Below are 12,441 nucleotides of genomic sequence, written 5' to 3'. Positions count from 1 at the left end.
TAATTTCCGGGAGTAACTATTATGTCGGCAGCAGGTAAGAAAAAAAATCCCCGCCGGAGCGCGGGGATTTTTCTCTGTATTACACGGGAAACCGATCAGAAGTGGTAAGTGATCCCCGCTATGCCGCTATAGTCAGTCTGAAAGGTGCCACCGAAGCTGGTTTTTACCTTTGCACTCAGCGACAGGCTTTTACTGATATTCCCTTCGATACCGAGCTGTGCGCGATAGCGGTTATCAGAGAAAGCGCTGAATTCACGGTGTGCCTGGCTGTCGCTTAGCGTCAGACGAGAACCCGCCTGGCCGGGGGAATATTGATATTCAAGCCCTGCTGTCAGCATCACATCAGGATTGCTGGCCCAGATACCTCGCTTTTTCAACTCCACGCCACTGGTCACGAAATAAGGCGAGCCGGAGCTTAGAGCGATCTGAGCATCTTCCCCTTTCACCTTATAACCTGACATATAGCCGCCACGGAGACCGATGTATGGCGATACGGAGAAATCACCTTCCGCCATGCTGAACTGATAGCCGGTTTTGACACTGCCCGCAAGGATATTACTGTCCCGTTGTGCGCCATTGATCCCCAGGATTGGGTCGAAACTGAACTCCTGGCTCAGGTGCATATAGCGACTGGCCGCATCCACGAACCAGCCTGCCGGGGAAGACCAGGAGTAGTCGACGCCAACCGTTGCCAGGCGATGGGTCTGCTGACCGTTGCCTTTGGTTTTACCCTGAGTGTAGCTGGCGTTGAAACCGAACATCTGCTGGTCGCGAACGCTATCCACCCCCACGTTCAGCGTCTGCTGATTAACGGTAAACCCTTCAAAACCGCCTTTGCTTTGCTCAATGGTCGCCCACTGACCGCTTTTCTCCGGCTGTGAGCGCAGCATTGAGGCACGACTGTTCAGCTGGCTGAGCGCTTCACTGAAAATATACTGACGGGAAGCCATCAGCCCGCGCGTCTCGCGGATCAGTATTTTGTTGTCCTGGATGGTGAACCAGTCATCAGGATTGAAAGCCGACTGTTGATCTGCTTCAGAGGCTCCCTCTTTTGCTGATGCGGGATCTTCTGCGTTCACGCCAGGTTGTGTCTTATCACCAGAAGGTGACTCAGGCTCGGCATCAGGTTGTTGAGGAGTAACGTCAGGAACATCCGGCGCAGGCTCAGGTTCCGGTTCAGCATTATGCTGCAGGAGCCACTGCACCCTGTTGTCCGTATCTTTCACTCTATAATCAGGCGTATAAAGACTGAATCCACGGGCAATATCCGGCAGGGTAAAATAATCATGAGCGGTACCCGCTGGCGCATCCACCATCACGACATCTTCCAGCAGTGAAACGGGCTGGGATGAGTCAATCAGCAGTGAAACGTCCAGAATATTGCTGTCACCCGTTGCGGCGTTTTTAATCGTAAGCTTATCGCTCTCTGCCGTGGCTGGTTTCACTGCCAGACTTAGGGTCAGTCCGGTTGCGTTCAGCGTATCGACTTCCAGATTTTTCGCTGACCATATTTCACCGGAGAGCATCGACAGTTGTGAACCACTGATTGCATTCAGGGTGGTGATGTTGCTGTTACCCGTCATCGTCCAGTAAGCGGAAGGATCCAGCGTGACGCTGGTGCTGCCCGTTGAGGTGATGTTGCCCTGATAATCCACTTTGCCCAGATACAGGCTGGCGTTGTCTGCCAGCGAGACATCACCAGTCACGGCGCTGGCCGGCAGCAAGGCCAGTTCAGCATCCGTACGCACGGGCTGGCTGCAGGACGTTGTGTCGGTGTTGATCACCGAATAGCAGCGCCAGATTTTATCTTCTTCTGCGGTACTGTTGTTATAGCCAAATATCACGCGCGAAGACTCACCGGCAACGATATCTGCCGTAACATCCGCGTATTCGCCGACCTGGAAGGTCGCATCCTTATTCACGACGATCTGGCTGGCTTTGAAATAAGATGTCGACCAGTCATCGTCCACCACCACACCTGCAGCATGGGCGACGGGCTGGCCGGACAGCAATACGGTTCCCTGCTTCACATTCAGGTCGCCATTCAGGTTCATGCCACCCGTCAGGGCCATTTTTGCCTGTGCTCCGGGCTGATCAACATTGACTTCTAAGTGACCGTTTATTTTATCTTCGTCAGTTTCCCCAATGAAGCCACGAAACACCTGCTGGTTAAGTTGCGCCAGGCGGTAATCAATTGCCGCATTCAGATCGGTGCCTAAATAAGTCCAGGTAGCCGTGCTGCTTTTATCCGTCGGATAGTACCAGTAAGAAGACTTATTCAGCTGGAAATATTCTGTGTCTTTGGTGTAAGGGTTTGGATAGATATAAATCGAACCAACGGTGCCTCGTGGGTTGGATCCATTGAATTTTTCAATAGTAATGTCACTACTGCTGAAGCCGCTCAGTGTCACCGTCGCAGAAGTTGAATTATTGTGGTTAGCTAATATTGCTCCGCTGTCGGTATGATTGATTTTTTTGAAGTCGAGAGCGTTACCGTTGAGATCTAAAGTTCCTCCCCGATACCCAAAGAAGATATTCGACGTGCTGACCTGATCGACATCAGCGAGGACCACCGTTGGGCGTCCGCTAACCAGGGTGACGGATGAGAATGCTTGTTTCTGTCCGTCAGCATCCGCCTGTTGATCCAGGATCACCGTACCGGCACCCGTGTTCAGGCTACCTTCGTTGACCCCGGTAGCATTGATATGCAGCGTACCGTCACCGATTTTATGCAGTGCATCATCAGCAACGCCATTAACCTGCCACAGGACTTCTTTACCGGCATCCACTTCCACGCCGCCGCCTGCCCAGGTAGCATTAGCGCCGCTGGCTGATGTCAGGGAATAGTCAGCGGAAAACTGCAATTTACCCGCGCCCATATTGACGGAATCTGCCAGTTCAATAACGCCGCCATCGCCGCTGAAGCGTAAATCTTTGGTGGCGTCGAGTTCTTCATTGGTCGCTTGCGAAGGGGCCTGGTTTTTATAGTCATCAGCCAGTCCCTGCCATGACCACGCATTACCGCTCTGGGTAATAGAGTCGCCCCAATGAATAGTGCCGCCATCGTTACTGTCGGTCACGTCAGCAGAGGTGTTATTTTCCTGGATGGAGGCGAGATAGCCATCTGGCAAATAGCCGATGACATTGCGATCCTGATAGATGCCTTTATTTGAATCGCTTCCCACCAGAACACCAACCACTTTCCATTGTTTTTCAATGGAGTCATAAGCAAAAACAGGGCTGCCGCTGTCGCCAGCATGCCCGCCAATGGAAAGCAAAGTGGTATTCGGGTCATCAGGCGGCAACTGGTAATATCGTAAATAGCTGCTGTAGGATAAACTATCAACGCTTTGTTTACTGATTGTTCCGCCCGTTTTCCAGCTGTAGGCACCGGCCAGTTGGATAAGCTCCGTGCCCTCTTCATTAATCTGAGCCTGAGTCCCGGCACCCATCCGGGTATACCAGGCGTAGCGCGATTTATAGTCGGATAAGTAATCTGACTTCTCCACGAATGCGGCAGGAGCGGCGTCAGTGACCACTTTATTCAGGCGTGGGGCGTGGAAATCGGCAGAACTGTATTCGTTGCGATTGATGAGATTGTAGGTGGCAGCGTATTGGGCACCATTACCAAATGAAACGTTCTGATAGCCTCCGTTGTGCTTGACGCTGACGATATAAGAAGGCGAAACCAGCGTGGAATATCCCATTGACACCACTGAGCCGAAGTCAGGCATGGCAAATTCCAGATAGCCTGATAAAGAACCATCTGTTTTATAAACGGGAACATTCGTTGCTCCGGCAGTGTATTTCCCAAGGTTTTCCGCAAAGTCACGGTAGTCCTGAACGGATACATCAGGATTTAACACACCAGCTGAGGAAGTCAGGCAAACAAAAAAAGAGCAACAATAAGCAATTTTTCTTCTTTTCAAAGTCATTATCCTTAACAATAATTCCATTTTTATACTCTTCGGGAGTTCACGGTTCCCACTCTCCCTGAATAAATCAGGCCTCCTGTGTACTAAAAGAAGAGTTTTATCGAGTCCTCTGAAAAGGCATAAGATTCTGAAGGATATAAGCGGTCATTTCAAGAAAAGTCTTAAATGATTAAACGAGAGGTGAAATAAGGTTGAAAAATATAATTTTTTACTTTTCAGACTTACAGATCGTAGTGTGATAATTTAAATTCATTCTTTTTGAGGGCGCTTGTTTAGAAAATAATTGTAATTTTAACAATTAGCATGAATATTTACTCATTGTTTTTGTCTAAAATTTAACATTGGTGGATTTAATAAATATTTTTGCCAATATTACTATTTATTTTCCTGTAGTTATCCTGTTTGCTCCAGAACAGACAATATCAACGGTCGCTCAGAGACACCGTTTATCTTTGCTGCTGGCATGATAAAACACCAGCATCAGGCAGGGGAGAGCAGGCAGTATGTGAAGACCGGTTTTAAACCCCCTCCAGCGCGATCCGTAAATCCTCAATCAAATCATCCTTATTCTCAATGCCAATCGAGACGCGCACCGTTGCGTCATTAATGCCAATACGCGCGCGGACATCGGCAGGCACGCCGGAGTGGGTAGTGGTGCCCGGATGGCTGGCGAGGGATTCGGTGCCGCCAAGGCTTACCGCCAGTTTGAAAAGTTGCAATGTGTTCAGAAGCTTGAACGCGGCTGGCAGGCCGCCTGCCACATCAAAGGAGAACGTGGAGCCTGCACCGGAGCACTGCTTACTGAAGGTTTTTCCTGCAGGTGAGTCAGCATCCAGGAAGGGCAGATAGTGCAGTTTTTCAATTTTCGGATGAGAACGCAGGAACTCCGCTACGGCAGCCGCATTGTCGTTAGCCCGTTCCATACGCAGCGACAGCGTCTCCAGCGAGCGGCCAATCATCCAGCAGGAGTGCGGGTCCAACTGAGTGCCAATGGCACCTCGCAGTGATTTAATTTGTTTAATCAGGGCCTTGCTACCCATTGCCGCACCCGCAATCAGGTCAGAGTGTCCGCCGACGTATTTGGTCAGTGAGTACAGCGACAGATCGGCTCCCTGCTCAATCGGGTGCTGGAACACTGGCCCGAGTAGGGTGTTATCGCAGGCTATAACCGGACGGTGCTGCTGCTTTTTCTCAATGACACCGGCTACCCGTTTAATCAGTGCAATATCGACCAGGCTGTTGGTGGGGTTAGCCGGAGATTCAATCAGGATCACTGCAACCCGGCCCTGTTTCATCGCCTCTTCAGCGGCTGCCTGCACCTGGGCTTCATTCACCCCGTCGGCAAAGCCCACGGTAGCCACACCCAGCTTGCGGAAAGTTTTGGTCAGCAGGGTTTCAGTGCCGCCATACAACGGTTGCGAATGCAAAATGGCATCACCTGGTTCGACAAATGTCAGCAGGGTAGTGGAGATAGCCGACATTCCCGAAGAAAACAGTGCGGCGCTTTCGGTGCGCTCATAAATTGCCAGGCGGTCTTCCACAATCTCGCTGTTGGGATGGTTAAAGCGCGAATAGACCAGGCCGTTTGCGCCACCAGGAGGCGGTTCACGCCGCCCTGAAACATAATCAAAGAAGTCGCGGCCTTCTTCTGCGGTGTTAAAAACGAAGGTTGAGGTTAAAAAGACCGGCGGTTTGACCGCGCCTTCAGACAGCGCCGGATCATAGCCGTAGTTAAGCATCTGCGTTTCAGGTTGCAGCTTGCGGCTGCCGGGGTGAGTCTTTTGGGAATGCGGGGTGTTCATGCAATCTCCTGCCGGGCTGGCATGTGGTCATACTGTTAAGTTGAGCATAAGCCAGCATGGCGAAGGGCGCAAAAGCGTGGCTGAAGTGTGATAAACTTCGCGGCTTCCCTTAAGCCATCGACAATATCGACATAAGTTATGAAACACACCGTAGAAGTCATGATCTCTGAAGATGAGATCGCCAAACGTATCGCTGAAATGGGCAAGCAAATCACCGAACACTACCGCAACAGCGGCAGTGATATGGTGCTGGTCGGCCTGCTGCGCGGCTCCTTTATGTTTATGGCGGATCTCTGCCGCAAAATCGACGTCTCTCACGAAGTCGATTTTATGACCGCCTCCAGCTACGGCAGCGGCATGTCGACCACTCGTGACGTTAAAATTCTCAAGGATCTGGACGAAGATATTCGTGGCAAAGATGTTCTGATCGTTGAGGACATCATTGATTCGGGCAATACCCTGAGCAAGGTGCGCGAAATCCTCGGCCTGCGTCAGCCGAAGTCACTGGCGATCTGTACGCTGCTGGATAAGCCGGAGCGTCGTGAAGTGGAAGTGCCGGTTGAGTACGTCGGCTTCACCATTCCTGATGAATTTGTGGTGGGCTACGGGATTGATTACGCCCAGCGCTACCGTCATCTGCCCTTCGTGGGCAAAGTGGTGATGCTGGACGACTAATACGCCTGATTTCAGGCGGGTAGCGGTACAGCACAATCGACTAAGGCCGGACTTTCCGGCCTGTTATATTAAGCGACTTGTTAATCGTTCGGGCTTTCCACGTCGGAAAGCAGGTTAGCAATACCGTGGCGGTAGCGCTGTTCCAGGATTTCGCGGTTGGTGGCGGCCACTTCCAGGTCGCGCAGGTAGCCGTCCTGAATGCCGTAAACCCAGCCGTGAATGGTCACTTTCTGACCGCGCTTCCACGCAGACTGCATGATGGTGGAGTGACCCAAATTATATACCTGCTCAATCACGTTGATTTCACACAGTTTGTCGAAGCGTTTTTCCGGCGGCAGCTCGCCCAGTACCGAACTATGCTTGTACCACAGATCGCGGATGTGCAGCAGCCAGTTGTTGATCAGCCCCAGTTCAGGGTTTTCCACCGCTGCCTGCACGCCGCCGCAGCCGTAGTGACCACAGATAATAATGTGTTCCACTTCCAGCACTTCCACGGCGTACTGCACCACGGAAAGGCAGTTTAAATCGGTGTGGATCACCAGGTTGGCGACGTTGCGGTGAACAAACAGTTCACCCGGTTCCAGACCGGTCAGCCGCTCAGCCGGTACGCGGCTGTCGGAACAGCCAATCCACAGAAAACGGGGTTTTTGCGCCAGAGAAAGGCGCTCAAAAAAGCCCGGGTCTTCCTCTTTCAGTAGCTTGGACCACTCGCGGTTGTTGCTGATAAGGGTATCAATATCTTTCATTTTTACTCGGCCAATACTCGGAACACGTTGCAGTAATATAGGCCAGGAAAACGTGATTTAAAACGGCAAATAAGAAAACCACTCAAAACAGGGCACTCTTTAACCTATGACTTATGCACTGGAACTTTCCAATCTGACCAAAACCTATGCAGGCGGCGTTCAGGCCCTCAAGGGAATTGATCTCACTGTCGAAGCCGGTGATTTCTATGCGCTGCTCGGGCCTAACGGCGCGGGAAAATCCACCACCATTGGCATTATCAGCTCGCTGGTCAATAAAACCAGTGGCAAGGTGCGGGTGTTCGGTTATGACCTGCAGCAGGATGTGGTCAATGCCAAACGCCAGTTAGGACTGGTGCCGCAGGAATTTAACTTCAACCAGTTTGAGACCGTACAACAGATCGTGGTGGATCAGGCTGGTTACTACGGCGTGGAGAAGAAGGACGCCATTGTCCGGGCGGAAAAATACCTCCGGCAGCTCGATCTGTGGGAAAAGCGTAACGAGCGGGCAAGGATGCTCTCCGGCGGGATGAAGCGCCGCCTGATGATTGCCCGTGCGTTGATGCATGAGCCAAAGTTGCTGATCCTTGATGAACCTACCGCAGGCGTGGACATCGAACTGCGTCGTTCGATGTGGACCTTCCTGCAGGATCTTAACGCCAGGGGCACCACCATCATTCTGACCACCCATTATCTGGAAGAAGCCGAGATGCTGTGTCGCAATATCGGCATTATCCAGCGTGGCGAACTGGTGGAAAACACCACCATGAAGGGCCTGCTGTCCAAGCTGAAATCAGAAACTTTTATCCTCGATCTGGCGCCGAAAAGCCCACTGCCGCAGCTGGAAGGTTTCCAGTATCGTCTGGTGGACACTTCCACGCTGGAAGTAGAAGTGCTGCGCGAGCAGGGGCTGAACAGCGTATTCAACCAGCTCAGCCATCAGGGCGTACAGGTGCTGAGTATGCGCAACAAAGCAAACCGTCTTGAGGAGTTGTTTGTTGACCTGGTGAACGGTCGCAAAGGAGAGAAAGCATGACACATTTGTACTGGGTTGCCCTGAAGAGCATCTGGGGAAAAGAAGTGAACCGTTTCGCCCGCATCTGGATCCAGACGCTGGTGCCGCCGGTGATCACCATGACTCTTTATTTCATCATCTTCGGCAATCTGATCGGTTCGCGGATTGGCGATATGCATGGTTTTACCTACATGCAGTTTATTGTGCCGGGTCTGATCATGATGGCGGTGATCACTAACGCCTATGCCAACGTGGCCTCGTCATTCTTCAGCTCCAAGTTTCAGCGCAATATCGAAGAGCTGCTGGTCGCGCCGGTTCCCACTCACGTGATTATCGCCGGTTATGTAGGCGGTGGTGTGGCACGTGGCATCTGTGTTGGCGTGCTGGTAACGGTAATTTCGCTGTTCTTCGTGCCGTTCCAGGTGCATTCCTGGCTGATGGTGGGCGTGACGCTGCTGCTGACGGCCATCCTGTTCTCGCTGGCGGGCCTGCTTAACGCGGTGTTTGCCCGCACCTTTGACGATATCAGCCTGATCCCGACATTTGTGCTGACGCCGCTGACCTATCTGGGCGGGGTGTTCTATTCGTTAACGCTGCTCCCTCCTGTCTGGCAGATGATCTCCAGGCTGAACCCGATCGTCTATATGATCAGCGGCTTCCGTTATGGCTTCCTTGGCATCTCCGATGTGCCGCTGGTATTTACCGTGGCAGTGCTGGTAGCCTTTATCGTGGTGTTTTACCTGATGGTCTGGGTATTAATCCAGCGCGGGCGTGGTCTGCGGACCTAATCAGGAAATTTAATAATAAAGCGGGCCGCAACAGGGTCCGCTTTTTTTATGTTAAAAAAACAAGATTATCTTAAAAACAGGTCCGGAAAGTTTTTTTACTTTCGCTGTTTGCCTGGAGAGAGTAATAATAATTAAGAAACCAGACGGGTTTCAGAAATATCATGATGATGGTGTTTTCAAAGGATTGAAATATGAACCGAATTACCTGGGTAGATAACCTGCGTGGTCTGAGTATTCTCGCCGTTATATTTCTGCATTGCACGATTGCCGTTAATGGTTATACCGGTCATTTCACTGCCCTTAGTGAGCTGATCAACACCCTGTTTCAGCCCTTGCGTCTGGGCCTGATGTTTTTCGTTTCCGGGCTGTTTGTTGAAAGTGGTTTAAAAAAGGGAATTCCGCTTTTTCTGCGCAATAAGGTATTGAATATCCTCTATCCTTTTGCGGTATGGGTGACAATATACGGCGGCATGAAGATGCTGTTCAGCCGCTACTCAAATCATCCACAGTCACCGCTGGCCGTGCTGGTTTCTCACCTGAGCGGCGGCGGTGATATCACCTGGTTTCTGCATTCCCTTTTTCTGTTTTTTATGGTCATCCTTCTGGTCAGGCATATCGCATTTTATTGGGTTATTTCAGCCTGCATATTATTGAGTTGGCTGTTACCCGCCATCCCTGACGGCATCTTCGCCAGCTTTGACAGCATGCATGTTAATAAATCTATTTACCTTTTCATTTTTTTCTATCTGGGTGATTTTTTAGTGAAAAACAGAGTGAACATTCCCCACTTATGCCAGAACAATCGCCTGATAGCCGTTTCTCTGACCGCTTTTGTTGTGCTCTCGTGCCTGAATCTTTTTATGGTGCATAAAATTGCTTATCCGTTGCTGGCCCCGTTGGCACTGATGGCCGTCCCGCTATTTATTCGTCTGGCGATGAAAATCAAGTTGCGTGCGGTGTTTTTTATTGGTGAGAACTCAATTGTGTTTTATCTGACCCACTACCTGGTGATCCAGGCTTTTGCCAAGCTGCTGAAACACAGTCACGACTCACTGCTGATCAGCGATCTGAAGTTTGTTGGTGCTTTGGTTGCTTCACTGGCATTCCCACTGGGAATTTGCCTGCTACGTAAACGCGGATGGCTTAACTTTCTGTTTACCGCGAAGCGGCCGGTCAGGATGCCGGTGCTGGCGCAATAAGGGGAGGGGCTGGCCGCAGCCAGCCCATACGGATCAGGCGACCTGAACCGGGACCGCTTTCGCCAGGCGTTTCATCACGTTGTCGCCTTCGAAATAGGCCACTTTCGGCTGCCACTGGCGCGCTTCTGCGTCGGGCATATCCACGTAGGAGCAGATAATCAAAATATCCCCTTCGCAGGCGCAGCGGGCTGCGGCACCGTTGACGGAGATGATTTTAGACCCCCGTTCAGCCGCAATAGCGTAAGTGGAGAAACGCTGACCGTTGGTCACGTTATAGATGTCGATCGCTTCGTACTGCAGAATGCCGGAAGCGTCGAGGAAATCCTGATCGATGGCGCAGGAGCCTTCATAGTTCAGATCCGCCTGGGTCACTTTGACCCGGTGAAGTTTGCCCTGCAACATAGTACGGTTCATAACTTTCTACCTTTACCTTAACGGGAAATCAGAAAACGAACGCCAGTATTCACTGAGCGTGAAAACCAGTTACTGAGTCTACGCTTCATACTTCAAGTTGCAGGTGCGTTAGCTGCACGAGCGCACCCCAGTCACTTACTCAAGTAAGCTCCTGGGGATTTGCTCGCTGGCTGCCTTCCTGCAACTTGAATTATTATGCGTAGAGATTTACCTGTTGATTATCAATCAGGCGTGCTTTACCGAGCCATGCGGCCATCAGGACCACCGCTCGCTGGCTGTCCACGTTTAGTGGCAGCAGCGTGTCGGCATCGCAGATTGCCAGACCGTCGGCGCGCAGTCCATTCTCTGCCAGAGCCGCTTCGGCATCGGCCAGTAACTCATCCACATGCCGCTCTCCATTGGACAACCGCTCAGCCAGGCTGTTCATCACTTTGCTCAGGCCAGGTGCCAGCTTGCGCTCATCGGCGGTCAGATAGCCGTTGCGGGAGCTCAGCGCCAGGCCATCCTTCGCGCGAACGGTCGGTACGCCGACAATCTCAATATCGTAGCCCATATCGGCCACCATCTTGCGGATCAGCGCCAACTGCTGGTAATCCTTCTCGCCGAAGCAGGCCAGATCCGGCTGCACCAGGTTGAACAGCTTGCTGACGATGGTGGATACGCCGCGGAAGTGGCCCGGACGGCTTGCCCCTTCAAGCAGCGTGGAGAGGCCCGGCACATCCACAAAGGTCTGCCCGCCCAGCCCTTGCGGGTAAACGTCTGCCGGTGCCGGTGCGAACACCAGATCCACCTTGCGGCGGTTCAGCTTCTCACAGTCTTCCTGCAGCGTGCGCGGGTAGGCAGCCAGGTCGTCCGGACGTTCAAACTGCATCGGGTTGACGAAAATCGACACCACCACGATATCAGCATGCTCACGGGCCTCATCGACCAGCGTCATATGCCCGTCGTGCAGGTTACCCATGGTCGGCACCAGCGCGATGCGCTTGCCATCCTGCCGCCAGCGACGGATTTCCCGGCGCAGCATCGGCAGGGTTTCAATAATCAGCACAGCGTTTCTCCTGTGTTAGTGGAAACTGTGTTCTTCGGCAGGGTAGGTCCCTGCTTCGACTTCCGCCACATACTGCCTGACAGCGGCACGTATATCACCGGTTTCGGCGAGGAAATTTTTTGCGAATTTCGGGATATGGCCGCCGGTCACGCCAAAGGCGTCGTGCATCACCAGAATCTGACCATCGGTCACGTTGCCCGCGCCGATGCCAATCACCGGAATACTCAGCGCATCGGTAATTCGCTGCGCCAGCGCCACGGGAACGCACTCCAGCACCACCATCTGTGCTCCGGCAGCTTCCAGCGCCAGCGCATCGGCCAGTAACGTCTCAGCAGCTTCGTTTTCGCGCCCCTGCACCTTGTAGCCACCGAAGATATTAACGGACTGTGGCGTCAGGCCAAGGTGGCCACACACCGGCACCGCACGTTCGGTTAACAGCCTGACCGTTTCTGCCAGCCATTTACCGCCTTCCAGCTTGACCATATTGGCTCCGGCACGCATCAGCAGCGCAGCGCATTCAAAAGTCTGTTCCGGCGTGGCGTAAGTCATAAAAGGCAGGTCAGACATCAGCAATGCAGCGGGCGCACCGCGACGCACCGCCTGGGTGTGGTAAACAATGTCCGCCACGGTGACGGGCAGCGTGGAATCGTGTCCCTGTACCACCATGCCCAGCGAGTCGCCAACCAGCATCACCTGGATGCCTTCATCGGCAAACAGGCGGGCAAAGCTGAAGTCGTAGGCGGTAATGGAGGCAAATTTGCGTCCGCTTTTTTTCCACTGGCGAAGGGTAGAGACCGTGGTCGGTTTCATCGCAACCTCTCA

At 52.4% G+C, this 12,441-nt stretch carries 10 protein-coding genes; 4 read left to right on the top strand and 6 right to left on the bottom strand.

What is annotated here, in order from left to right; genetic code table 11:
- Window positions 1-95: 95 nt before the first annotated feature.
- Together GSQ70_RS06455 and GSQ70_RS06450 are read right to left on the bottom strand one after the other, a co-directional pair.
- Window positions 96-3,866 (bottom strand): S6 family peptidase, encoded by a 3,771-nt coding sequence (locus tag GSQ70_RS06455; RefSeq protein WP_158781782.1) that lies wholly within the window; start codon window positions 3,864-3,866, stop codon window positions 96-98.
- Between the two features lie 587 nt (window positions 3,867-4,453).
- A complete protein-coding gene (locus GSQ70_RS06450) occupies window positions 4,454-5,737 on the bottom strand; it encodes a cystathionine gamma-synthase family protein (protein WP_158781781.1) in 1,284 nt (427 codons plus the stop codon).
- A 138-nt stretch (window positions 5,738-5,875) separates the two neighbouring features.
- Between GSQ70_RS06450 and hpt the strand changes: the two genes are divergently transcribed.
- On the top strand, window positions 5,876-6,412 hold the full coding sequence (hpt, locus tag GSQ70_RS06445; RefSeq protein WP_158781780.1) for a hypoxanthine phosphoribosyltransferase: 537 nt from the start codon (window positions 5,876-5,878) through the stop codon (window positions 6,410-6,412).
- A gap of 80 nt (window positions 6,413-6,492) precedes the next feature.
- Here the strand turns inward: hpt and can are convergent, their stop codons facing one another.
- Window positions 6,493-7,158, bottom strand: coding sequence for a carbonate dehydratase (gene can / locus GSQ70_RS06440; protein WP_158781779.1), 666 nt, complete (start codon window positions 7,156-7,158; stop codon window positions 6,493-6,495).
- A gap of 106 nt (window positions 7,159-7,264) precedes the next feature.
- Here can and GSQ70_RS06435 point away from each other — a divergent pair, with 106 nt between their 5' ends.
- The 3 genes from GSQ70_RS06435 (at window position 7,265) to GSQ70_RS06425 (ending at window position 10,157) form a co-directional block, all read left to right on the top strand.
- Window positions 7,265-8,191, top strand: a complete 927-nt coding sequence (locus tag GSQ70_RS06435; protein ID WP_158781778.1) for an ABC transporter ATP-binding protein — start codon at window positions 7,265-7,267, stop codon at window positions 8,189-8,191.
- Window positions 8,188-8,958: an ABC transporter permease gene (locus GSQ70_RS06430; RefSeq protein WP_158781777.1), complete on the top strand. Its 771-nt coding sequence runs from the start codon at window positions 8,188-8,190 to the stop codon at window positions 8,956-8,958. The genes GSQ70_RS06435 and GSQ70_RS06430 overlap by 4 nt, the downstream gene beginning before the upstream one ends.
- Before the next feature lie 191 nt (window positions 8,959-9,149).
- A complete protein-coding gene (locus GSQ70_RS06425; RefSeq protein WP_158781776.1) occupies window positions 9,150-10,157 on the top strand; it encodes an acyltransferase in 1,008 nt (335 codons plus the stop codon).
- A gap of 33 nt (window positions 10,158-10,190) precedes the next feature.
- Here GSQ70_RS06425 and panD read toward each other — a convergent pair whose 3' ends face one another.
- The 3 genes from panD to panB form a co-directional block, all read right to left on the bottom strand.
- The gene (gene panD / locus GSQ70_RS06420; protein ID WP_158781775.1) at window positions 10,191-10,571 is read right to left on the bottom strand and encodes an aspartate 1-decarboxylase; all 381 of its coding nucleotides are present in this window, start codon (window positions 10,569-10,571) and stop codon (window positions 10,191-10,193) included.
- A gap of 193 nt (window positions 10,572-10,764) precedes the next feature.
- Window positions 10,765-11,619, bottom strand: a complete 855-nt coding sequence (panC, locus tag GSQ70_RS06415) for a pantoate--beta-alanine ligase (RefSeq protein WP_158781774.1) — start codon at window positions 11,617-11,619, stop codon at window positions 10,765-10,767.
- A gap of 15 nt (window positions 11,620-11,634) precedes the next feature.
- Window positions 11,635-12,429 (bottom strand): 3-methyl-2-oxobutanoate hydroxymethyltransferase, encoded by a 795-nt coding sequence (gene panB, locus GSQ70_RS06410; protein ID WP_158781773.1) that lies wholly within the window; start codon window positions 12,427-12,429, stop codon window positions 11,635-11,637.
- Window positions 12,430-12,441: the final 12 nt, after the last annotated feature.

This window comes from Pantoea sp. BAV 3049, from assembly GCF_009765445.1.
Classification (GTDB): Bacteria; Pseudomonadota; Gammaproteobacteria; order Enterobacterales; family Enterobacteriaceae; genus Erwinia.
This window is presented reverse-complemented; position numbering and strand designations above follow the sequence as displayed.